We start from the raw sequence: 22,631 nt of genomic DNA on the forward strand, positions 1-22,631 counted from the left end.
TTCGGTGCGAATGTCTCGGTGGCTCGGACTTGCCGCTGCAGCAAACGCCTGCTTCGGCCACGTCGGTCACACTCACCGCCTCGGGTCGGGCATCGACGCTGCAGCCGAGGTGACGGTGGCGACGAACTCGGCGGCGATCTCGCGAAGTCGGCGGTTGGCGTTCTGCGACTGTGTGGACAAGATGGCGAACGCCTGATCGGGCCCGATCCGGTGCAGCGCCATCAGAATTCCTTTCGCCTGTTCGATGGGGGCGCGGTTGTTCATCGCGGTGCGCAGTCCGTCTGCGGTGCCGCGGGCGGTGCTGTAGCGGGCGAAGTCGCCGAGTGCGGCGCCGATGACGGTCGTCAAGGCTGTGAGCAGAGATCGGTCGATGTCGTCGAACGCACGCGCGGTGCGGCTGTAGAGGTTGACGGCGCCGAAGGTTGTGTCAGCCGAGGCGATGGGTTCGGCGAGGATGGAGTGCACTCCCGCTGCCCGGGCGGTGGGTCCGAACGACGGCCACCGCTGATCGACGACGTCGCAATCCGCGACCACCGTTCCGGGTGTCCGTGCGGCAGTCAGGCACGGCCCGGAATCGAGGTCGTACTGCTCGGTGTCGATCAGCAGGGTCGATTCCTCGGTGGAGCAGGCGGTGAAGGTTCGTCCGTCGATATCGATGGTGACACTGGCGTAATCGACGTCGCCGATGTTCTCGCACGCCGCGGCGATGAGCCGCTTGAGTGTCTCGAGCAGATGGTCGTCGTCGCGGATCGAGTCACCGATCGTGGCCACCACAGCGCCGAAGTGGGCTGCGGCGGAGCGTGTCCGGTCGCCAGCCTCGGCCAGCGAGCCGGATTGTTCTGTGGTGATGTCATCGTGGGGAGCGGAGTCGTTCACGTACAGATTCGACCACACGGCCGCACTGGAGCCCGGTATTCGGTGCCTGCGGACATCGTGATTGTACGGGGGACCAGGTTTCGATCAGCGAGGGCAGTGGCATCCGAACACCGGTACACCGCTACACGGTGCCGCGGCGCGGGGGGCGCTGTCCAGCAACCGGCAGGGCCCTCGCGCCTCCCCGGCCGCCTGCAGCGTCCGGCTCACCGACCAACCGCATCTTCCCCTGGGCCGCTACACCGACCGTGTCAGCTGGCGATCCAGATACGGCGGCGTGCAACGGCTTTGATGCGCGTGACCATCACCGGACTGAGCCCGAACTCCCCGAACACTCGTCCCGGATCTCGGTCGAGAACATTCAGGACGGCGCGATAGAACTCGCGGGCGGCCATCTCGAACCGAGTGGCGATGTCGTCCTCCGGGCCTCCACCGTGATTCACCCACCGCAGCGCGTAGTCGATCATCGCGTGATCGTATGCGGAAAAGACCTCATCGGAGCTGCCGCCCATGTCCGCTGGTCCATGTTCGAGACGCTGCGCCACCATCATCACCTGTTGCTCACCCTGTCGTCAGTACATGCTGTTCACGCGGCCATTCGGGTGATCACCGGACGCACCGTCTCGCCCCGCGCGCTGAACTCTTCGTGTACATCGCCAGTCTCTGTGTACATCGCCGCGGCCGAGCGGCATGGGGCGGCGGCAGGGGAATTCGGGCACCTGCCACCGCCCACCGGTCCCGGCGGACGCCCCCGCAGTCCGACCGGGATGCCCAGGACTACGCCGCTGCCGCGGCGGTGACCGCAGGGTGCGGGGTCGGCGGATAACCGTCGTCGTCGAACACTACTTCACGGTGTTGTTCGATCAGATCTGCTGCAGCGCATTCGGCTGTGCTGGAGTCGATCCCGAGAACCGATGCCCACCACTGTTGCCTGTGCGGGTCGTCGGGCCACACCACTGGATCCGTCACATCGATCTGCATCACCACCTCACCTGACCTTTCATCGCAGATGTCGTTTTTGGACAAGGCATCGACGACGCAGTCGTTCCCGGCCTGCACCCACAGACGAGCCGGGAGCGACTGCACAAGGGCAGATCAGGTCTGCTGCGTCTCGATCGAGCGTTGTCCGCCGGCGCTCCCGGCGCTGATCTCGATCTTGCGCGGCTTGGCGCGTTCGGCGAGCGGAATGGTCACCGACAAGACGCCGTTGTCGTACGACGCGGCGATCCGCTCGGTGTCGACGCCGTCCCCGAGAGTGATCTGGCGGCGGTACGTCCCGGCGAACCGTTCGGAGGAAATCCACTGCACCCCATCGCTATCGGGCGCGGTGCGGTGCGCGGTGAGGGTCAGCGTGCCGCGGTCGACATCGACGTCGATCGAGCCCGGGTCGACGCCGGGCAGGTCGGCACTGAGGACGTAGTGATCGTCGAGTTTGTACAGGTCCATCGGCATGAACCGGGGCGCACGATCGGAACCGCTCGAGGTCCCGAGCATCGCCGAGGTGATCGAATCGAGGTCACGGAACGGATCGAAGCGAAGCACAGCAACCACCTCCGTCAATTCCCAGATGCGCCCGCCCCTATAGCGGGCTGCTCTTGACTGTGCGATACAAAAATTAGCACTCACCCGCTGTGAGTGCCAAGATGGTTGTACAACTTTTTTCGACAGATTTTCGGGGCAGAGATCGTTCCACGAGGACGGTCGATGATGCTGCGCGAGCACCACATCGGGCAGTGTGCGACAAGGCGAGGAGTATCGCGATGACAATGACGACAAACAGGAACAGGTCCGACGATATCGGCGGTGGACCGGGTGTGCGGCGGTGGTGGAATCGGCGAGCATTCAGCCGGGCCGAGAACACCGACTCGGCGTTGATGATCGGCGCCCTGTCGATCGTGAGTTTCTGGGCCCCCGGCCTCGGGGTCGCGCTCGGGATCCTCGCGGTTCTCGCGGCGTTGTGGGCTGACCGAAGCCCGATGCTGGCGGGGCCGCGTGCGCCGCGCGGCGATGCGGCGCTCGCCTACGGCGCCGGCCTTCTCGGGGTGATCCTGGGGGCCGCCTTCGTGGCCATGGTCTTGCCGAACTGGTGACCTGCCATGAGTGCGAACATTGTGCGCGAGCTGAGCGTCGCCGAACTGGACGCCGCGCTCACCGACACCGACGAACAACTGCGCAGTGCGCGCGGGGAGGGTGCCGAAGCGGCAGATATCGCGGCACTCGAATCAGCCAGGCGCCGACTGCTGAACGAGTTCCGTCGCCGCGGGCTCTGAGGGCCAACCGCATCCACTACCAGATGTTTCGGCCAAACCTGAACACAGGTCCGAGCGTTTCGAAGTCGGAACACCCGGCGTTGCGGTCAGCAGCCTATTGCATTTCGTCACACGTGACGAAATGCAATGGGCTGCGTGCCTTGTGGCTTGGGTTCCCATTCCGCCGACGAACCGAACGCTTGTTGGATTCGCACGTCTACGCCACGCTCGGTCACCAATGCGTCCGCCCGTGCTGCCGCAGTGGACGGGCCGGGTATCTCGAGAGGAAGAAAGACATGCTGACCGCGCTGATCCCGATCGGGATCAGTGTCTAATGGGCTGCTAGACTACGCGTTAATCGCAATGACAGTCATTGCCGATAAGCTACCTTATGACAAGTAGTAGTTCCGCCATTCGCATGTTCTGCGAATAGCTCCCCTGTATGTAACAAGCCATCGTGTCTCCAAAATCGACTCCTACCTGCATAAACACGCTCGATCCGTACGGCTGCGGACGCTTTCGGCGAGTGCAAGCACGCGACGGCCCTACTGCACGGGTACGTCCGTGACCTGGGTTTACGTCGGTATCTGTTGCGGTTTCTGCTCTCTGACTGCAAAATATGCAGCGATGCCCGCGACCCGGGCCGCGGATTCCGGCGCTGACACCAGGCGAAACACCATCGGGTTGAGCGACTCAGGCCGTGGTGGGTGCCGATGCCGAGGTTCTCGTACCTCGCCCGAACATCAGCCGTACCTTTCGCGTCGGCACCCTTCCGGGTCGGCCCGCCGAAGAGGACAAGCGGAGCACACTTGGTCCGGACCACGGATAGCCCCCGACGGGCATACGGGTGGGGGATAAACATTCGGGGGGATGGATCAAGTCGAACAGTCGGATCAGTACATGGCTACGACGAATACTGCCCGCGAGCACCTCTCCCTCACCTGGTCAGCCGGTACCCGGTGTCGCAGTGCTGCCGCAGCAACATGTCCGCGCCCATCAACTCCTGACCGCGGACACCACCACAGCCAGCAGACGCGCGAGACTCCGCTTTCGGACGATCAGCGACGTGATCAACACCAATGAGCGGTATCCGCAGCTGATTTCGTTGCTTCTCGATTGGTTGAGGAATGTCGAGCAGCGCAGTCAGGCAACCGATCTGCGTGTCCTCGGGAACCTTCGAGACGCTCTCGCTCGGGCACTGACGACCATCACGCGGTAGGTACCGACGCGGTTGCGTTCGCTCGACCAGTTCTACCTCGATCCACCGCTGCACCCGATCAACAGCCACGCAGCAGCGAATGCGCTGAGCTTCCTCGCGGTGCCGTCCGATTACGACCGCATGGTCGCGCTCGTCACCGACCGTTCACAGGCAGAGGGCCGCAGTGCGATCCTGGACTGGCTGATCGACCAAGGCCGCCCCGATGCCCTCGACATCGTCGTCCGCGAGATCGAAGACCCCAGCGTTCGTGCCCTCGGCATCAAAGCCATCCGCTAATACCGCCCACTGCCCCCGGGCCTACGACCCGCCATCGAGCACTACCTCGACGACCCCGACAGTGAAGTCCGCACACAAGCACGCCGCACCCTCGCGCGGCTACCGGACTGAATGATTACGCTCGTCTGTCATTCAGGGTTTTCGTGGCAGGCATTGGTGCTGGTGGTGGTGACGGATGCTGCTGTCGTCATGTCGGGTCGTGGCAACGTTCGCGTGCCACAGCTATGGCCCCACTGTTAACGCCGCCACCCAATTGCCGTGGAAACGAGCGCGGAACCACGAGCAATCACAACCCATGGAGAACTGACGAACAGGACTCGTCGGTTCTGTTGCATATGGATCCGGCCAGGCGAAGATCGGGGTGTGATCCACACCGGAACTGGCGACATGCGCTCCCGCTCACACGTCTCGCCGACACCACGCAAACTCTTCAAAGGCAAGGACCTGCGGGTTCATGCCGCTGATGTTCGGGGTCCGATCGAATTGAGTCGTGACATTATCGACCTCGTCTTTGGCCAGCAGCTCGCACGCGCTCGGAGGGTTGCACTTACAGAACGCCCCTATGCGCAACCATGGCACGAGTATCTGACGTCGATCGATCATGAAAATCGGGAATTCATTGACCTCATAGAGAGCTTGTCTCAGCACCTCGTCACGCAGTCCGGGCGCGCAGAGGTTGTTGCCAAGGTGTGTTTGACTGTCATGCTTGCATCCGGATGTGTAATACGGCCAGCGTTCGACAGCGTGGTGCTGGAGCCCGATCGAGCATCCGAAATCATCGGCCCACGAGACGGCCTGGTACCACTCCCGGAATCTGGGATACCGTCGACCGAATCTCGAAATGCCAGACTCGTGTTCGCGGTGGGGTCGCTTCCTACGAGCGACCCCACCTTGGCGGACGCCTTGATCGCTGCGGTTGTGCAGCCGTGCCGGGTCCGTGTTTTCGGTTAGCAATCTTCGATGGAAGACCGCACTGCGGGCGGACAACAGTGGGGTTGAAATGCTTTAGTTGAGCAACCCTAGGCTTGAATCTCGCCGGTAGGTACGGAACGGCAACATGTCGTTTGCAACGATCCACTGAAGGAACGAAACCGGTATCGTACCCATAGCGTCTGCATCGACGTGATGACCGTCTTGAGAGAGCCCCTGACGGAAAAGCAGAACGGCACGGCGTTCTCTTGCGACCTTGAGACCAGGTCGAACTGTCAAAGGCTCAAAACGCGGTGGCCACTCCAGAAGGTCACTGAAATATCGAGCGATTATCGGTATTGCAACCTGCGACTCTTCATGCGACTTGGTTCCCGGCATGAGGTTCGGTAGCCCGTATCCGTCATCTGTCGTGTCTTCGATTGTGTAGCCGGATTTTTCGCGCGCAAGATGGGTCGTGGAAGTCGGCGACAGCCGGTGTGTCCTACCTGGATGCACGAGGATCCAGACTGCCTGCTCGTGCGAGACCGTCTGGCCGCGTTCCAAGGGACCCGCGCAGTCGATTCGGAATCCCGTAACATCCCTAGTCACGGAGTAACGTTCGTTCATTCGCAGCGCTCTGCCCGTTGCGTGTCCCCACCACTGGATGTGGCAACCTCCGCGCTGTTTCGTTTGCACTATCGTTGCGTCCACGGTCTCAGCAATCGAGACACTGTGACGCGAGAGCCCGCCGTGTGCGTCTGGCACGTCCAGGCGCCTATGCCCGTCGGTAACGTCCTTGGTGGACCTACCAATTTCGAGGTGGTCCCCTTCTGCCATCTGGATCGTAGGTCCGACCTGCTTCGGCGGGCTGAACCGTACGACTGGAACCTGGCGATTGTTCATACCTCCATGTCGGTACTTGACCACCTGCGAGGTCCACACTTCGACCGTCGTATTTCTTGATTGTGTCATTACCTAATTCCCCAGCCTTCCATGTGATTCGCTACACGGATCAGTATCTTTTCGTACCGCTTCGATCGCCGCGATCGTTACCTCGGCTGCGACGGGAGCAGCATCCGCCGCGCCTGATCGAGGTGACTGATCACCGCCGAAGATTCGGACAGCGACGACAACTTCGGGGCTCTCTGCCGGTGCAAGTGCGACGATCCATCCGTCGTACGAACCGTGGTCGTCGTCCGCGGTGCCAGTCTTCGCAGCGACTGCGATGTCGAGATCCCCGAGCTCACCTGCGCGGCCTTCTTGCACAACCGCCCGCATACCGTCGAGCACAGGTCCTGTTACGAAATCGTCGAGTGCGGTGTGGGGTGGAGGTGTACTCGGATTGATGTCGAGTTCGTCGCTGATGCATTGCCCGAGCTCTACGCGCGCTCGGGGTAGAGCGCCATTCGTTGCGATTCTGCCCACGGCCACGGCCATCTCGTACGGTGATGCCCGAACGTCCTGTTGACCGAATCCTGTGCGAGCGAGTGCGTCTGGGTCGCCTTCGGTGCCTCCGACGGCAATGCCGGGTCGAGTCGAGAAGTCAGCGGAGTCGGCGGAGAGCGTCGCGGCCATTTGGGTGATCGACTGAAGGCCGGTTCGGGTGGCGATCTCGGCAAACGCGGTATTACTGGACTCCGCAAGTGCACGGGTCAGATCGCCGCCGCCTTCGAAGTTGCCGGCGTTATGGACGATGCCGACCCCGCCCGGGGGCGTGTATTCGTCGCGGACGGGTGTCGTGGTGTTCAGTCCAGCGCTCAGAGCGCTGGCCGCGACGACGGTTTTGAACGTCGACCCTGGTGCGCTTTGCGAATACACGGCCGGATAGCCAGCGTCGTACGAGTGTTGGTTCGAGCGCTGCGAGTAAAGGCCTAGGACGCTGCCGTCATCGAGATCCAAGGCTACGACGTCCCCCGTGTATCCACGGGAATCGAGGCTGTCGCGGGCAGCAGTCTGGACCGCCGAATCGAGGGAGGTGACCATCGTCGGCGATTCACATTCCTTCTTGACTACGAGGTGTTCCAGCCACGGTCGTGAACAGGTGCCGACGCCGGTGTTCATGTTGACGAAGTATGCGGCATCGATGTCGCCGTTGAGCTGCGGCATCGATGAGTCGAGGGTGCGGGTGTGCACGTCCGAACCTGTGGTCGGATCACTCACCGTCGACGCGGAAAGAAATGGCGTTCCGTCGCGGAAGACTACAGGTCCGGGGACTCGGGATGCGGCTTCTTGGGCTTCGGATCGGGCTGGGACTTCAGGTTCGACGGTTTGCCAGGCAACCACTGCGATGACGGTCAGCCAGAGACCGAGTGTCGCCCACTTCGTTCGGTCGACGCGGGCAACGATATTGAGGTCCGTGGCACTTGGAACTGGTCGCCACCGGTGCGCGCCGATACCGACGATCAGGCCCACTGTGATCCACATGCATGTCAGGGAACTTCCTCCGTTGGAGAGGAAGGGAACGACCATTCCGGTGACAGGCGCCTTGTTGATGGTGGCGAGCGTGACGTATATAGCTTGCACTGACACCATGGCCGCCAATCCGGTCGAAATCAGGCGTGGGCCTGCGCTGGTGGCACGGGTTGCCGACAGCCAGCAGGCGGTGACCAGGGCGACAAACAGGCAGCAGACTGCGATCACCACTATCGCCCCCCGCTCCTCGCCGATGCCGGCGAGGACGAAGTCGTTCTCGACGTTGGCGACGTCGAGTGGGGATCCGTTGTTGAAGCCGGTGCCGAGCCAGCCACCTGTCGCGAACGACCGTAGCGCTGCACCTGTGTTCTGAAGCTGCCCGTCGGGCGTGACAGGGTTCAGCATCTGGTCGATGCGAGCGCGGAGCTTGCCGACGCCGAAGAACATCGCGACGACGAGGATTGTGCCGACTGCCGTGAAACCTATCCAGACGCGCGGTGGTGGTCCGCACACGATCATCATGACCGCTACCGCGCCCGTGAGAACTAGAACCGGCCCGAGGTCGGATGCGTAGCCCCCGAGCGCCCCGGCGAACGCGACCGGCCAGCACGCAAGCAACGCAGGCGCTACTCGTCCGGACCGTAGTGCTGGACCTGCGGCGTACAGCATCGATCCCAATCCGATGATGATCAAGATTCTGGCCAGATCGCCGGTTTGACCGACGAAGGGCCCCAGCGCTATCCAACCTGGGGCTCCGTTGACGAGGACGCCGATCCCGGGTACGAGGGGAAGGGTGAGCACCACACACCCGGCGATCGCAACACCGGTCCCGGCAATTGTGCGAGCTGTGCTTTTCCAGGTACTGCCGATCCAAGCAGCGGCGAGGAAGGCGGCCACTCCCACTAATGCCCATCGCGCCTGGTCGATGCCGCTGACCGGATACAGTCTTTCCCCCGTCACCGCACCGAGGCACGTAAGGGTCCAGGCGGCCAGTGGTACCACGAGAGAGGCTGCTTCGCCGACGACGCGACGAACGAAGACACACAACACGATCGGAACTACCGCAGCCGCCACGACGTAGGGCAACGACTCGTGCACGGACCAACCCAGCTGCGCCGTCGCGGTCAGCACCAAGAGCGCGGGAGGACCACCTGCCAGTGCCGCGAGTTCGCTCGAGCTCCGTCCGCCGCTGAAACTGGGGGCACCGTCGCCTGGTACTTGAGTAGCGACCGATTCTGCGTGTACCCGAACAAGGGCAAGAGCTGCGAGCGTCAGCAGGGCCAGAGTGGCCATCATGTCTGCGATCATCCCGCTGCTCCCGTGGCACTTCGCTTCACCAGACGTATCCGATCGTGATTCCCCAGCCGGATCACGCAGTCGAACGTCGCCGCCCTCGGTTGGCGGGACGCTATCCGACTGTTGTCGAGCCACGTACCGTTCGTGCTGTCGAGATCCTCGACTTCGACCACCTGAGCGGCGGGATGCCAACGTAGGGCAGCGTGTACACGCGAGACGGTCCGCGAGGAGATGATGACGTCGCAGGTGGCCGCTGAGCCGACTACGTATCGCTGCCCCTTGCGAAGTGCAATGCGTCGGCCATCGGGCAGGTCTGCGAACCACAGCTGAGAGGCGTTACCTGGTGCGACATCGGTGATGTCATCCCCTCCGCGCGAGCGCCGACGGACGTCGCCCACCTGATCGGTCGGTGCGTCGTCGCCATCGGGATATTGGAGTGCCACCTCGACATCTCGCCGGCCAAGGGTCGGGTTCGCTTTGAGGGAGAACGCCACGCCGGAGTAGTCCCATGATTCCGCTGCAGCTCGGGCAGCGAGATCTTCGCCCAGTTCGCGGGAGAACTGCACCCAGATCGGTGCGATACGTTCATACATCTCCGGGGCAAGTTCTAGACGCACGCGGGTCGGCATGAACTTTGTTCGGGCGGTACCGATCGCTCGATTCGCGATCTTGTCCAGAGCCCGGACACTGACGTTTTCAGGGGTAGGCAGAGGTACCCGAAAACGCTCCTGCACCGTCTTGGAGACTGCGCGAGGAGCGTTTTCCCTGAACGCGCCACGCTTGCGGTGAGATCGGACCACGTTCACTGTGACAACAGCTGCAGCGACCAGTGCGGCGATGATGATCAAAGCGGTCATGCTTTCCTCCTCGGTCGAGGAGGAAAGCATGACGCGATCCGGTCTTCACAAACAGGACCAATGGATTCTGTCGGTCAGGCGCGCTGGATACGGCCAACGATCACTGTGATGTTGTCGGTTGCACCGGATCTGGCCGAATCGACGAGTCGTTCCGCAATGTGTACCGTCGGGCGCTGGCGCGCCTCCACCATGACTGCTTCGATGTCACGCTCGTGCAGTGAGCCTTTCCAGAGGCCGTCAGTAGCTACGAGCACGATGTCGCCGGCTTCTGCCTCATGAGCCCATACATCGGGTGTAACCGATTGCGCACCACCGATGCTGCGTGTGAGTGTGTTCCCTGTCGAATGGTCTGCTGTCAGCTTTCTCAGCCGTCTACCTCGCGCAGGGAGAAGGTAGACACGGCTGTCACCGACATGTGCACCGTACAGATAACCGGTGTCGTCGAGGTGAACGATGTCCAGAGTCGTTGCCCGTCCCCGATCCGCGGGGTCGTCGTCCTGACGTGCCCGGACCTCGGTGTTGGCACGCGTAACCGCCGAGACCAGACTCAGACCGTCCTCCTCGATCGCATCGCGAACCGACCGCAGCGCAGCGCGAGATGCTTGACCGCCCGCAGACCGCCCGCCAACTCCATCGGCTATACCCAACAGAGACCCGCTGAGAATGGCCCAATCCTGATTTTCTCTGCGCGGTCCGGTATCCGTCGCGCTGTCTGCGTCGAAGAAGAGTGCGCCACCGCCGCCTGGGAACGACAATATTCGCCCGACTGTCGATTCTTCGGTATCGATCCGGCTTGCCGATCGGCCGAACAGCCGGTCGAGGGCTTTGCCGCCCCCACTCCCAGTCGCTGCTTTGTGATCGGCTGCGGCAGGCGCAGAGGGCACTCCGATGTCGGTCATTTCGCTTTGCACAGAGTTCATTTCACTGCCGAGCGAAACGTGACGAGTGACGGTCAAGCTGGCTGGGTCGACCGTTGTACGAGGCGCATTGAAGTCGTCCACACGTGAAGGAGTCGGCACACGGTCGGAATCGGACGGCCGCGATAGCGGAAACTTGCGCACGCGACGTTGGGCATCATCGAAAGCGAACGGTTTGTGAGACATGTCGTTCCGATCATCGCGGGTGTCGGGGGCTATTCGTGGCCGTGTCACGGGAGGACCGAGCGGATCATGCTCTGTTTGTTCCTGGCGGTCGGCCCACGAACCACCGGATTCGGACCGTCCGCCTCTGCGGCGGAGGGTCAGTTGTCGAAGGCGAGTACCAGCGAGTCGCCAAAACAGAAGTGGTACAACACTTCCAACGACAAAAACTGTCACCGCGGCGTTGTTACGAATGAAGTCGATTCTCCCCACGCCGAAGACCAGCACAGCGACGATGACGACCCACAGTGCAGCGCCGACCATTCGGACAGGCAACGTATCCCGGGCTTCGTTCTTCGCAGGCGGGACTGGCGAAGAGTTGTGGGCCATCGCACGTGCCTCTCTCGGTGGTAGATGCTCTTTCATCGTATGCTCCTCACCGTCGAATCTAGACGCGCCAGAGCGTCCGACATCACCGCCTCGTCACCGCGATTCTCGAGCAGCGCGGCCGGGTCGGACAAACTTTCGCCCTCGGCCAGCGTCAGAGCAGTGGAGTCGACCCGGTCAAGTGGTTCGTTGGAGAGCCAGCGTTCGACAAGATCGGCGAGCGGCGTCGGCACACCGGGGGTGACGACGTCGAGCCGTGGAGCGACTGGCCGTACCTTTTCCAGCCACCGTCGGTACTCGTCCGATCGACGGTCGATGCTGCCATCGTCGAACCGGGGTATGTCAGTCCAGCTGGACTCGGCGAAGTCGCGCGGGTACCTCCCCGAAATGAGTCGGTAGACCATTGCGCCTACCGACCACAGGTCGGACAGTGCTGTTCGATGTCCGAGTCCGCGGCCCGGCAGGATTTGTTCGATGGCAGCGTAGTTGTATGTGCCGGTGAAGGTGGAGTCCATGTCGGTGAACCCTGCTTGGTCGAATGTGCGGGTTGCAACGGCGATTCCGAAGTCTGTGAGCGCCGCATGCGGTTTTCCGTTGATGAAGTCGACCAGCACGTTGGCCGGCTTGATGTCCAGGTGCAGGAATCCGGCACGATGTGTCACGAGCAGCGCCTCCAACGTCTGGTGGATCAACTCCAGCAACGGAAGTATCGGCACCTGGTCGCCCCAGCGATCCTGCACGTACTTTTTCAGATCGCCTAATGGGTAGTGCCTCATGACGATGAAGGGCCTCTCGGAGTCGTCGTCTGATTGCACGTCTTGGCCGCTGACGATGTCGACGACATGGAGGCGTCCCAGGGGAATGAGCCGGGCGAGAACGTCGCGTTCGAGTCCTTTGAGCGCTGGCTGCGCGGCTGGAGCGAACGCAGGATCGATCTTTCCGATTTTTGCTACGAAGAGTTCGTCGCGAGTGGTTTCGTCGTCCTCCTCGCGATCTTTGCGCGTGCACAGCCACAGGTCGTACCACCGCGTTTGGGCGTCCGGGAGCGGCTCGATGAGTCCGAATTCGTCGCCGTCGGTCGTTCGAAGGATGTACCCGGGGCCGATTCCGTTGTTCGATTCCGAGTCCGGGTCGACAAGCGTCTCCGTCTCATCGGGAACGTCGTTACGCGCATGGGTTGCGCGTTGCCAGCTTCCTCGGATGTCGTCGGCCTGCTTGCCGAAGACGTCGGTGAAGAATGCGCGGCGTTGATCTGCTGCAGGCTTCTTCCATCCCCTCTGGTCTTCCAAGAAGTGCGGAACGGCGTGCACAGATGCGTTGATCTTTCGAGCCAGTTCGTCGTTCGCATCGATGCTGTCCTTGCGGACACGCGCGTCGTGGCCGGTTGTGCCTCCGACGAACTTTGCGGTCAACGGCACCAGATCGATGCTGGCGAGCACAATGAACAACAAGATACGTACCGCCCAGATGGTGGTGCCGTGTTCTCCGGAAGCAAGTGAGGACAGCGCGACGATCCGGCGCAGAAGCCCGTCTTGACTCGAGTCGGCCTCGGTGGGCAGCGGGACCGCGTTGACCTGTTCACTGACCAGGATCTGTGCCTGGCATGTGTCGATGGCCTGCTGCGTCAGCACGGTGCTCGTCGGTCCCTGGCCGCACGATTGCAACTGCTCCGCGGTGAAGCCTGCCGGTTTGAGGACCACTGTGTATTCGTCGCGCGCGGCGACAGCTCGCTGGAGCGCTTCGTTCGCTCTCGTGACGGCAGCGGAGGCCTGGCGCCCTTCCTCGCCGATTCCCGGGACGCCGGTTCCCGTGATGCAGTCCGGCGCCGGGTTCGTTTCGCACCTGAGCACGCGAGTCGCGGTTGCGACTTCCGTGGTCGCGGCATCGACAGAGTCAGTGAGCCGTTTGGCAGCTGTGTCTGGATACGCGATCTGTTCTGCGTACCTCTGCTCGGCCGATGCCTTGGCCTCCAGCCGAGCTTGGTTGTACTCGTTCTGCTGACGGACTGCTGCAGCGTGGTTGTCTCGCTCGACTTGTGCTGAGATCTCGTCATTGAACAGTGTCAACTCGACGCCTTCTGCCATCAACACCGCAATACCTGCGGCGAGCAGGAAGCGCACGAAGAACAGGCTGAATTTGCTGCGCCAGCGCGAGGAGGTCAGGGGCCGGGAGACAATCAAGCGGTCGACGTTGAATACGACAATCGTCCAGACCACTCCGATTGCGATCACCAGCGCCAGCGGCAAGTTCGAGTAACCGGTGGTGGCGAGGAGAACCGCAGAAATGCCGGAAATCACCGAGGTCACGATGACCGACATGCCGAGGCTGCAGTACCAGTTGAGCTCGGCCCTTTCTTTGATGTGCGTCCAGTTGGCTCCGCAGCATCCCAGCAGAAAGCGCGCTATTGGGCCAGGCCGGGTGATGGTGACCGGTCCAGTGGGGGTTGTCATGGCCGTAGCCTTTCCGAGAAGTGCGTGACGCCGTCAAGGTCGGCATCGCGAGGATCGAATGTGGTGGAGCCACGAGAAGTCATGGGCGACGCCCGCTTTGCATGAGGAACAGCAAGGGTAAGAGGTCGACGCCGACCAGAATGAAGAGCAGGCTGCCGATGACAACCCAGACCGGGCCCGCGGTCCCCGAGCTGCCGGACAGGTAGCCGAATGCTTCGAGTTTCGGAAGGAGCCCGTCGCCAGAGCGAGCGGAAGGGGGTTCTGGGGTGAGTTGATCAGCTGCTGATTCGATCAGCAGCTGTCCCTGACAGCGGTCCGAGTCGTACTTCGTCAACTCGGTCGTCTGTCTCGAGTATCCGCACGTCGCGAGCTGGACTGCGTCGAACGCTTCAGGCACCGGAGAGCTTATGTACTCGGCAAGCCGTTGCTGCGACGAGATGCGCTCAGCATTGATGGCAGACAGCTCCTCATTGAGGTTCACCGCTCTGGGTCCTATTCCCGATATGCCTGTCTCGCTGCAGTATTCGGTCGGCCTCATCTCGCACGTCATCTTTTGCAGCACTGTGTCCTCTTGGGATTCAAGGTCAGAAATTCTGTCCTGCAGCTGTTTTCGCGTAGCATCGGGTTGCGCCAGTTGCTCGGCGTGTATGCTCGCCGCTACGTCGCGATTGGCTGCTCGGATGCGGTTCCACTCGGCCAGGTCATCTTGTTGGTGCGACACAACGTCCATCGACACCTGTGAGCGAATCTCCTGCCCGAAGACCACCATCCCCAGCACCCAAGAAGCGGTCGCGGCAGTGAGCAGGCTAACAAGCACCATGACAGCTACCCCAAGGAGATGCGCTCCGGTGCGGCGTGAGCGTGTGAACACGGTAGACGCTACGGTCGCCACCACGAGGCGACGATACGAAAAGTACAGGACACCGACGACGACACCGACGACGGCTGCCCACACAGCCTTCACGTCGGCAAGTTCAGCGACAATCGCGGCACACAGCGCCACGATCATCGTGGAGAACAATCCCGCTACTCCAACGCTCTGCAACACAGTTTTCGTGACAACCGGCGCGGTCTCGCCGTGCGTTGCGCCGCCGGCACACCAAACGAGTGCCCGGGAGAGCCAGCTCGTGCTATACCGTTCGAGCGACTCCTCACCTTCGCGCTCGGCTCCGCCGCCGGCAGGTTCATCCGGATGAACCGTCGGATCCTCGTCGTGGAGCATCGCGCTGTCTTTCCCCCTCATCGAGATTCCTGGTCGGTTGATCGCCGCTGCCGGCTGTCGGACATCCGCGCTGCGAGCACGGCAACACCCGAGCTGGGATCGGACTCGCGTCGAACACGTCGTGCCGCAAAGTTTGGCTGTTCACACCGGACATGGATCGCTCGGCGCACTCCGCGAAGTTGGATCAGATCATCACAGCTGCTGTAAAGTTCAGCGCTCACCCCGACGCCGGGTGCCACAACCTGAACGACACGAACGTCGGCAGCTCTGAGTGCGCGGGCGAGCGGTGCGAAAATGTGGTCTCCGGACGCGATGATCACCTCATCGTGATGTTGAGCCACCCTCTCCACATCCACCGAATCCAGCAATGCAAGGTCTGCAGCGTCCGCTGCAGACGTGACACCAATGCGCCGCGCGGTTGCCGGTACTGCGAAGAATGCCGCAGCGGCGTGCCGCCAGGCTGCGGCGATCGTGATCTGGTCACGGTCCCAGACACCACCCATGGTGGTGACGTAGTCCTCCCACCAAGCAGCGCATCGGTCGGCGGAAACGTCGCCGGCGACCATGTTCTCGATGTCGAGTAAGTGCAATCTGGATGAATTGATTCGGCTAGCCCGGGCCACGCTCATGACTTCTCCGATCTCCGTCAGGACCCGTACATGCGGGTCTGGCAATGATCAAACTGGAGAACAAGGGACCAAAACAGGATCAGTGCGTCCCCTCCCGGGGGAGGTCGTGCAAGCATTCATGAAATGCCGCGCGGCGACTGCAGCGTGGCGCTCCCGTGCGGGGCAGCGGGGTTGGGCTGCCGTACCTAGTCTATACAGTCCTCGTCGGAGCAGTGCGGAGAGCCGCCGGTGCGGGTCCTGACACGTCATCGGGCACAGGCGATGTCGGTCGGTAAGCTCTTCGCGAGTCCGGTCGAACGTTCCGGCATGAATCGAGGATCTGGGCGTGACAACGGATACTGACATCAAGTATGAGACCAAAACGGTTCGCGCGGTTCGCGGCATGGAGTCGCGCACCATAGAAAAGTGGGAAGGTGAAGGCTGGCAGGTCGTCTCTCAGGTACCCGCGAAGATCCGGACGGAAATCATGTTCCGGCGCCCGGTGCCCAAGTCCCGCCCACTCCTTTGGATTGCCTGCGGCGGCGTGCTGACGATTGCGCTCGCCACCGTCATCGTCATCGGTGTGCTCGGCGAAAAAGACTCATCGCCAGCAGAACCGGCGATTCCCTCATCGACCGCGGTCGCTACACCGGACGCGCAATCGTCCCCAGAAGTCGCAGCGCCGGCGCCATCACCGGGGCCGGACGACAGTGTTCTCACCGCGGAGAACAATCCGGAGCTCGCGGCCATGCTCGCATCGACTGATTATTGTTCACCTGACATCGCAACATTCGCTGAGGCTTATCGTGGTCGGACGATCTCGTTCGCTGGCAGCATCGTCACGATGGCACCCCACGAGGGCGCGACAACCAGATACGACATCCTCATCGGTGTGGGCGACTTCAGCGAAGCCTCCGCGCGCGGGCCGGCCTTTCAATTTCGTGACGAGAACACCGTGGGCGATCTGAATTGGGTCGGCTCCGTGCCGGACACGATCACCGTCGGAACAAACCTGGACGTCACAGCGGAAGTTGATCGGTTCGAGGAGCGTTCGTGCTTGTTCCTCCTTGAGCCGATAGCCACTGCTGTTCGTTAGCTCTGCTGCGCCGTCGCCACGATCGCCACGATCTGGAGTTCGTGATGTCGACGCCTGACCTTCCCGTGGCTGTGGACGTTCTCCGCTGCAGACGCAACGCTCTGCTTTCGGACTCGGATCCGGCGATGCCGAGGATCAGCCCCAGAAATCCACCGCACCGGAATGGCTACTGCGACCGAGGCGACCAACAGTAAGTCCTCCCATGGTCTCCAGGTGTATGAGAGCCCACCCAACGCCACAAGTGCAAGCAACAGCACGATCGCGAGGACTGTGACGATCCACCGTGCGGCCCCACTGCGAGGCGCGCCTCGACGTGCCCTTCGAAGTGAGCCGGTGCTCAGGTTACGGTGAACGACCGGTTGGTCTGACGCCATCGGCGGGCCCACCGGGTGTCGGGGCCACTCAGACCGCGTCCCAGGGAACAGTTGGAAGCGCTGTCGATCCTTGGGTAGCCGAAGCTGCGACAACGAACCTTGCTATACGTAGAATTATATGTAGTATTACGTACAGAACTTTCTGACATGAATGAGGTGGTGGTCTGATGCGTATCGATACTCGTGACATGGTGAGCGTGACCGAACTGGGTCGCGACCTGTCCCGCCGCATCAGCGATGCCAGCGATGGTCGAACTGTCGTCGTACTCAAGAACAATCAGCCAGCAGCTGCCTTGGTTGGCCCAGCCGAAATGGAACGCCTTCAGCAACTCGACGAACGCGAGGAAGATCTCCGACTCCTTGCTCTTGCTGTCGTGCGTATGGCGACCGACACCGGTGCCCGCGTTGATCTTGGCGACCTGGTCAGCGAGCTTGGTTTCGATTCGAGCGACTTGGAAGATCAGGACGACTAGTCTCGTCTCTTGTGGGGTACAAAGTCACGTTGCTGCCGGACGCGGCCGACGATCTAAGGGATCTTGACCGCGATCAGCAGCGCAAAGTGTTGAGCGGACTCAAGAAGCTGCAGACCGAGCCGGACAAGCGTGGTTTGCCCTTGGGCTCTCGAAATACCGGAAACTTGACAGGCTTCTACAAGCTGGTCATAGGAAACAAGACCATACGCATTGTGTACCGCGTGGAAAAAGCCGCCATCGTTGTCGTGTGGGTGATCGCAGCGCGAGCTGACAGCAAGTGCTACACGCTCGCAAAAGCGCGGGTCGACACCTTTCCAGACCGAGAATTGGCCGCACATCTCGAATCTGTGTTGACGACCGCATGGACCGATTCGGATGCAAACTGAAGCTACTCCGAAACCTGCGTCGATAACTCAAGCGCAAAACGTCATCTGATCTCGCTCCGATCGAAGTTGCCGCGAGTGTGCTCTTTCGAGTCGTGATCACCAGATCAACACGACCAATCGTTCTACGAGAGGGTGGGTTCATTGCATTTCGCGTCAGATGTCGATGGGGTCAGACACGTGCTCCTAGACCCTCAGGACGTAGATCTCGCGGGCTGGACTTTGGAGACCGTCGATGGTGAACGGACCCATCGCGTCGAGTTCGAACTTCAAACGTGGTTCGGCGAGAAGGACAACTGGAACGGCCTGGGGTACGGACAACCCTACGAAGTATGGGCTGCGGTTTCCTACCTCGCTGACGGACCAAGTACATGGGTTTCGCCTGGAGGACAACGGCAATCGGCTCCTCCGTTCCGATCGCCACAGACTTAGTTCCCGGAGGCGGGCGTAAGCAAGGGAGCAGCACAATTGGTGGGGGTCGGCCCGTGGACGTTGGAGGCTTGGAGTGAGTGTCGGTAGATCGGTTCGGTTGTTTCTCGCTGATGGATCACCAGGGGGTCTACTCACCGCCGAGATCATGAACTGGACTGGACACGTGGTGGCTGCCCCGAGGTCGGACCTTCCGGCTCTGCTCAAGCGCCCCGAATCGAGTCGCACAGGCGTCTACTTTTTGTTCGGCGACGATCCGAACAGCCTCGGCGGCCAGACGGCCTACATCGGTGAGGGTGACGACATCAGCAAACGGCTCTATCAGCACGCACGTCCAGAAGCCCAGGGAGGAAAGGACTTCTGGGACCGCGCAATTGTTCTGACGAGCAAAGACGCCAACCTGACCAAGGCGCACGCGCGTTATCTGGAAAGTCGCTTCATCACCCTGGCGCAGCTGTCGAAGCGTGCTCGCCTGACCAACGGCACGGCGCCGCCCCCGATCGTCCTGCCCGAAGCAGACGTCTCGGATATGGAGTACTTCATCAGCCAAGCGAAGATTGTGCTTCCTGTTCTCGGTGTCAATTTGCTTCGTTCGGCCGTGACGGCTGAACGAAGCAGTTCCATCGCTGTGACGGCCGATACGGAGGTTGCAACAGCCGACTCCCCGGTGTTCGAACTGCGGCTCAAGAAAGACGGCATCACGGCGAAGGCCCGTGAGATCGACGCCGAGTTCTCCGTTCTGGAGGGGTCGCAGGCTCGAAGCGAGTGGGTGGGGAGCAGTCACGACGGTTACAAAGTGCTGCGCGACAAATTGATTCTGGAGGGAGCGATCGTCGTCGGGGACGACGGTGTCGCGCGATTCACCCACGACCAGGTTTTCTCGAGCCCGAGCGCTGCAGCAGCGGTCATCGTGGGACGCGGCGCGAACGGTCGCAACGACTGGAAAGTGCCGCAGACCGGTCTGAGCTACGGGGACTGGCAGAGCCAGGGCGTCGAGGATGCCGCTCGACTCGGAGCGCAGTAAAGCTCATCAACCCTCGATAGCTCGCCTGTCCGCCGCGCGAGGACCGAGCTTGCCGCCGCGCGGGCGGAACCACCGGGCCAGCTGCAGGCCAAGCCGGAGACGGACGTCGTCTCGGCCGCGGCCGTCACTGCAATTTGTGTCCCTTTCTGAGCGGGCAATCCCGCCCGGCCGCAAAACCTTTGCTACGCGTCACCGCTGCTGGCGAGGAAGTCCGACAATCACTGGAAGCCCTTCTGGAGTGGCTATCGTCAGCTTTTGTGTATTCATCTGGCGGATAGAACAACTGTTTGCTTGCACACAGATATTTTGGTGTGTAGAGTCCTTTTCAGATTCCCGCCTCGCTCAAGTTCAGACCCCGCCAGGAGCCCCCCATGTACCTCGTCCCATCCAGCCCGCCCACTGACCGAACCCTCGACACCAGCCCAACGCACCGACTCATACCCACCCAGCATTTGCGTACACGCCGTCGAATGCATGTGCTGGACCTCGAAAACCTCTGTGGAACAAGCCATCTGACCGCGAGCATCGTCAACTACGTGATGGACGCCTACCGAGCCGCCGTCAGTATCGGGGACTCAGATCTCGTCGTCGTCGGCGTATCGCACCACAATCTGCTCACCGCAGGAATCGCTCTTCCCACAGCCCGCCTATGCATCCGATCCGGATCGGACGGCGCCGACCTCGCTCTGCTCGACGTACTCGCAAACGAGGTGACAGTCGGTCGCTTCTCAACCGTCTGCATCGGATCGGGTGACGGGATATTTGCTGCCGCCACTGCCGCCATCAGCGCTGACCTTGACGTCGTCACAGTGGGCGGACTCGGTGGCATCTCACGCCGACTCCGCGTGGCAGCCCAACAACTCGTTCCACTCACCTTCACAACCCATTCGACACAGGAGCACGCATGACCGCCCCGAATGCCGGCGACACGATCTCGACCGTGGCCATCGCCAAATTGCTGGGCATCACGCCGGCCACCATCACCAACTGGAAGAGCAGAAAGTCCGACTTCCCTGAGCCCGTCGCCGGCAACACCCGCAGCCCCCTTTATGACCGCCGCCAGGTCCTCGACTGGCTCATCGCCAACGACAAAGCAACACCCGAACAGCTTCAGAACGCCGGGGCGAAGGACCTTGCCTTCCAGCTGATGGACATCACTCGCAATCTCGGAGTCGACACCCCCGTCATCAGCGCTGCCCTTTGTTGGGTGCACACCTCGCGCAACGAGACGCTTCCCACGCCCGCTCGCATAGATGGTCAAGCGGGCGTAGAACTTGCCGACGCTGTGCGTGCTGCCGCATCCTGGACGCAGACCAGCGCCTCGACCAACGGCGTTCCGATCTTTGCGCCATTGACCAATCTCGTCGACTCCTCCCGTGACGGGCTGCGGATACTGGAACAGGTGGTCTATCGCCTCGACAAGGTCCAGGATCTTCGGGCTGTCCACGACGCACTTCTCGACCTCACCCGATCGGTAGGCGGTCGCGGTGAGGAGACCTTGCCACCCGATGTCGCAGCCTTCGTTGCGCAGCTTCTGCCTGCCAAGGTCGATCGCGTGATTGATTCGTACTGCATGGGCGCACCGTTGCTGATGGCCTGCGCGACCCACCGCCCGGGGGTCAATCTCGTTGCCGCCTCGCCGAATTCACACGCCCTCGAAGCAATGCTCCGTGCGGCCATCATCGCGGACCATCCCCTAGTCACGGTCCACGGTGACCTCGTATTTCAGGACGTTCTCACCGGTATGCGCGCTGACGCAGTGGTCAGCAACGCCCCTTGGGGGTTCCGCTTGCAGGACCGGTGGCGGGTCCTGGACACCGACCCGCGATGGACCTACGGGACACCACGCGACGTCCAATGGGCAGTAATTCAGGATGCGGTCCATCGGCTAAATCCCGGCGGGCGCGCCTTGGCGCTGTGCCCCAGCTCCCTGCTCATCAAAGGTGGTGCCGATCGCGGTATTCGCGACGGACTCCTGCGTGCGGGCTGCATCGAAGCTGTCGTCTCGGCTCCGCGCGGGGCGCTTAATAACACATCGCTGGGCTTCAGTGTCCTCGTGCTCCGTCAGTCCGACACCGCTGGCGACGATGTCCTCTTGATCGACATCGAGAAGCCTCGTGGAAGAGGAAGTCGGCCGGATTTCGCTGATGCCGTGCAGATCTACCGCCAATGGACATCCACCAGGACGGTCGACTCCGATCACGCTTTCCGTGCACCTATCGCGGATATCCTCGCACCTCAGGGCACACTCGATCCGGCCAAGTGGCGTGAAGCTGCGCATCGCCCCGACTCCGACGCGATCCTCACCGCGTTGACCGAGACGCAGCAAAAGTTGGCGACCACCACGGCGAGCCCGGCGCCAAAGTTGCCGGCGGTCACCACCCGCGTCGACCGTGCGTCGCGGGTGGCGACAATCGGCACCCTGACCGGCCTCGTCGTACACCGCGGCGCGAGCCTGGACCGTCGTGTCCGCGACACACAGCCTGAAGACGGAGTCCCCGTTCTTACGCTGGGAATCATCAAGGGCGGGTCCCGTGCACACGAAGACATCCGTCACGTCGATCCAACGACGGTTCGGGGAGCAACCCCGCTAACCCAACGGGGGGACGTCATCGTCCACCCGACCCCGACTGGCATCATCGCTGTGGTGTGGGACGAACCGGGCTGGCTCGTGAGCTCGCACACCGAGCTGCTCCGAGTTGTCGATGACGCCGCTTTCAATCCCGAGTACCTCGCTCTATGCCTGTCCTCTCGATTGGTCACCGACCCGGTCACGGTCGGGAGCGTCATTCCTCGCGCCCAGATCAAGAACGTCTCTATTCCGCTCATGTCTCTTGCCGACCAAGAGGCCGTCGCTGCCTTTGCCTCTCGGGTAGCAGAACTCTCCGCATTCGGCGAGCGTCTGACCAGCGAAAGTGAAGTGCTCCGTCGAGCCCTCGCTGACGCCGTCGCCGACGGGATAGCGGTCTCATCCGAATGAGGCACAACCCCCACGGCCTGAACCACCAACCAACC

Annotated in this window: 21 protein-coding genes; 10 read left to right on the forward strand and 11 right to left on the reverse strand. The window is 62.0% G+C overall.

What is annotated here, in order from left to right:
* Positions 1–72 precede the first annotated feature (72 nt).
* The 4 genes from ACODSO_RS06290 to ACODSO_RS06305 form a co-directional block, all read right to left on the reverse strand.
* On the reverse strand, positions 73–876 hold the full coding sequence (locus ACODSO_RS06290) for an ANTAR domain-containing response regulator (protein WP_489035853.1): 804 nt from the start codon (positions 874–876) through the stop codon (positions 73–75).
* Positions 877–1,124: 248 nt separating this feature from the next.
* Entirely contained in the window at positions 1,125–1,427 is a 303-nt protein-coding gene (locus tag ACODSO_RS06295; RefSeq protein WP_489035855.1) for a DUF3263 domain-containing protein, read from the reverse strand.
* A gap of 223 nt (positions 1,428–1,650) precedes the next feature.
* Positions 1,651–1,857, reverse strand: a complete 207-nt coding sequence (locus ACODSO_RS06300) for a hypothetical protein (RefSeq protein ID WP_489035856.1) — start codon at positions 1,855–1,857, stop codon at positions 1,651–1,653.
* Positions 1,858–1,968: 111 nt separating this feature from the next.
* A complete protein-coding gene (locus ACODSO_RS06305; RefSeq protein ID WP_489035858.1) occupies positions 1,969–2,415 on the reverse strand; it encodes an Hsp20/alpha crystallin family protein in 447 nt (148 codons plus the stop codon).
* A 218-nt stretch (positions 2,416–2,633) separates the two neighbouring features.
* Here ACODSO_RS06305 and ACODSO_RS06310 point away from each other — a divergent pair, with 218 nt between their 5' ends.
* The 4 genes from ACODSO_RS06310 to ACODSO_RS06325 all read left to right on the forward strand — a co-directional run bounded on the left by ACODSO_RS06310 (position 2,634) and on the right by ACODSO_RS06325 (position 4,617).
* Entirely contained in the window at positions 2,634–2,963 is a 330-nt protein-coding gene (locus ACODSO_RS06310; protein WP_489035859.1) for a hypothetical protein, read from the forward strand.
* Positions 2,964–2,969: 6 nt separating this feature from the next.
* Entirely contained in the window at positions 2,970–3,143 is a 174-nt protein-coding gene (locus tag ACODSO_RS06315; RefSeq protein WP_489035861.1) for a hypothetical protein, read from the forward strand.
* A 1,045-nt stretch (positions 3,144–4,188) separates the two neighbouring features.
* Positions 4,189–4,341 (forward strand): hypothetical protein, encoded by a 153-nt coding sequence (locus ACODSO_RS06320; RefSeq protein WP_489035862.1) that lies wholly within the window; start codon positions 4,189–4,191, stop codon positions 4,339–4,341.
* Between the two features lie 12 nt (positions 4,342–4,353).
* Positions 4,354–4,617 carry a hypothetical protein gene (locus ACODSO_RS06325; RefSeq protein WP_489035864.1) on the forward strand — a complete coding sequence of 88 codons (264 nt, stop codon included), beginning with the start codon at positions 4,354–4,356 and terminating at the stop codon, positions 4,615–4,617.
* Positions 4,618–6,501: 1,884 nt separating this feature from the next.
* On the opposite strand, the gene ACODSO_RS06330 is transcribed toward ACODSO_RS06325, so the two are convergent.
* The 6 genes from ACODSO_RS06330 to ACODSO_RS06355 all read right to left on the reverse strand — a co-directional run bounded on the left by ACODSO_RS06330 (position 6,502) and on the right by ACODSO_RS06355 (position 15,858).
* On the reverse strand, positions 6,502–9,246 hold the full coding sequence (locus ACODSO_RS06330; RefSeq protein ID WP_489035866.1) for an FtsW/RodA/SpoVE family cell cycle protein: 2,745 nt from the start codon (positions 9,244–9,246) through the stop codon (positions 6,502–6,504).
* Positions 9,243–10,091: an FHA domain-containing protein gene (locus ACODSO_RS06335; protein ID WP_489035868.1), complete on the reverse strand. Its 849-nt coding sequence runs from the start codon at positions 10,089–10,091 to the stop codon at positions 9,243–9,245. The genes ACODSO_RS06330 and ACODSO_RS06335 overlap by 4 nt, the downstream gene beginning before the upstream one ends.
* A gap of 74 nt (positions 10,092–10,165) precedes the next feature.
* Positions 10,166–10,990 (reverse strand): PP2C family protein-serine/threonine phosphatase, encoded by an 825-nt coding sequence (locus ACODSO_RS06340; protein WP_489035870.1) that lies wholly within the window; start codon positions 10,988–10,990, stop codon positions 10,166–10,168.
* A 602-nt stretch (positions 10,991–11,592) separates the two neighbouring features.
* A complete protein-coding gene (locus ACODSO_RS06345; RefSeq protein WP_489035872.1) occupies positions 11,593–14,007 on the reverse strand; it encodes a DUF4407 domain-containing protein in 2,415 nt (804 codons plus the stop codon).
* A 79-nt stretch (positions 14,008–14,086) separates the two neighbouring features.
* On the reverse strand, positions 14,087–15,250 hold the full coding sequence (locus ACODSO_RS06350; protein WP_489035874.1) for a DUF4407 domain-containing protein: 1,164 nt from the start codon (positions 15,248–15,250) through the stop codon (positions 14,087–14,089).
* Positions 15,247–15,858: an NYN domain-containing protein gene (locus ACODSO_RS06355; protein WP_489035875.1), complete on the reverse strand. Its 612-nt coding sequence runs from the start codon at positions 15,856–15,858 to the stop codon at positions 15,247–15,249. Before ACODSO_RS06355 ends, ACODSO_RS06350 begins: the two co-directional genes overlap by 4 nt.
* 325 nt (positions 15,859–16,183) lie before the next feature.
* On the opposite strand from ACODSO_RS06355, the gene ACODSO_RS06360 reads away from it, so the two are divergent.
* The 3 genes from ACODSO_RS06360 (at position 16,184) to ACODSO_RS06370 (ending at position 18,166) form a co-directional block, all read left to right on the forward strand.
* Positions 16,184–16,933 carry a DUF4839 domain-containing protein gene (locus tag ACODSO_RS06360; protein ID WP_489035877.1) on the forward strand — a complete coding sequence of 250 codons (750 nt, stop codon included), beginning with the start codon at positions 16,184–16,186 and terminating at the stop codon, positions 16,931–16,933.
* A gap of 541 nt (positions 16,934–17,474) precedes the next feature.
* Positions 17,475–17,780: a type II toxin-antitoxin system prevent-host-death family antitoxin gene (locus ACODSO_RS06365; protein ID WP_489035878.1), complete on the forward strand. Its 306-nt coding sequence runs from the start codon at positions 17,475–17,477 to the stop codon at positions 17,778–17,780.
* Positions 17,781–17,809: 29 nt separating this feature from the next.
* Positions 17,810–18,166, forward strand: coding sequence for a type II toxin-antitoxin system RelE family toxin (locus tag ACODSO_RS06370; protein WP_489035880.1), 357 nt, complete (start codon positions 17,810–17,812; stop codon positions 18,164–18,166).
* A gap of 183 nt (positions 18,167–18,349) precedes the next feature.
* Here ACODSO_RS06370 and ACODSO_RS06375 read toward each other — a convergent pair whose 3' ends face one another.
* Positions 18,350–18,484 (reverse strand): hypothetical protein, encoded by a 135-nt coding sequence (locus ACODSO_RS06375; protein WP_489035882.1) that lies wholly within the window; start codon positions 18,482–18,484, stop codon positions 18,350–18,352.
* 184 nt (positions 18,485–18,668) lie between these two features.
* On the opposite strand from ACODSO_RS06375, the gene ACODSO_RS06380 reads away from it, so the two are divergent.
* The 3 genes from ACODSO_RS06380 to ACODSO_RS06390 all read left to right on the forward strand — a co-directional run bounded on the left by ACODSO_RS06380 (position 18,669) and on the right by ACODSO_RS06390 (position 22,596).
* Positions 18,669–19,616, forward strand: a complete 948-nt coding sequence (locus ACODSO_RS06380) for a GIY-YIG nuclease family protein (protein ID WP_489035883.1) — start codon at positions 18,669–18,671, stop codon at positions 19,614–19,616.
* 470 nt (positions 19,617–20,086) lie between these two features.
* Complete coding sequence (locus ACODSO_RS06385) at positions 20,087–20,524, forward strand: hypothetical protein (RefSeq protein ID WP_489035885.1); 438 nt, start codon at positions 20,087–20,089, stop codon at positions 20,522–20,524.
* Complete coding sequence (locus ACODSO_RS06390) at positions 20,521–22,596, forward strand: N-6 DNA methylase (RefSeq protein ID WP_489035886.1); 2,076 nt, start codon at positions 20,521–20,523, stop codon at positions 22,594–22,596. Before ACODSO_RS06385 ends, ACODSO_RS06390 begins: the two co-directional genes overlap by 4 nt.
* The last annotated feature ends 35 nt before the right edge of the window (positions 22,597–22,631 follow it).

It is taken from the genome of Rhodococcus sp. FG69 (assembly GCF_057808915.1).

Excerpts from the sequence above, each read along its gene's own strand:
- ACODSO_RS06340 (WP_489035870.1), bottom strand. The coding sequence starts at position 10,990 with ATGACCGACATCGGAGTGCCCTCTGCGCCTGCCGCAGCCGATCACAAA.
- ACODSO_RS06355 (WP_489035875.1), bottom strand. The coding sequence starts at position 15,858 with ATGAGCGTGGCCCGGGCTAGCCGAATCAATTCATCCAGATTGCACTTA.
- ACODSO_RS06335 (WP_489035868.1), bottom strand. The coding sequence starts at position 10,091 with ATGACCGCTTTGATCATCATCGCCGCACTGGTCGCTGCAGCTGTTGTC.
- ACODSO_RS06315 (WP_489035861.1), top strand. The coding sequence starts at position 2,970 with ATGAGTGCGAACATTGTGCGCGAGCTGAGCGTCGCCGAACTGGACGCC.
- ACODSO_RS06350 (WP_489035874.1), bottom strand. The coding sequence starts at position 15,250 with ATGAGGGGGAAAGACAGCGCGATGCTCCACGACGAGGATCCGACGGTT.
- ACODSO_RS06345 (WP_489035872.1), bottom strand. The coding sequence starts at position 14,007 with ATGACAACCCCCACTGGACCGGTCACCATCACCCGGCCTGGCCCAATA.
- ACODSO_RS06390 (WP_489035886.1), top strand. The coding sequence starts at position 20,521 with ATGACCGCCCCGAATGCCGGCGACACGATCTCGACCGTGGCCATCGCC.
- ACODSO_RS06310 (WP_489035859.1), top strand. The coding sequence starts at position 2,634 with ATGACAATGACGACAAACAGGAACAGGTCCGACGATATCGGCGGTGGA.
- ACODSO_RS06330 (WP_489035866.1), bottom strand. The coding sequence starts at position 9,246 with ATGATCGCAGACATGATGGCCACTCTGGCCCTGCTGACGCTCGCAGCT.
- ACODSO_RS06365 (WP_489035878.1), top strand. The coding sequence starts at position 17,475 with ATGCGTATCGATACTCGTGACATGGTGAGCGTGACCGAACTGGGTCGC.
- ACODSO_RS06385 (WP_489035885.1), top strand. The coding sequence starts at position 20,087 with ATGCATGTGCTGGACCTCGAAAACCTCTGTGGAACAAGCCATCTGACC.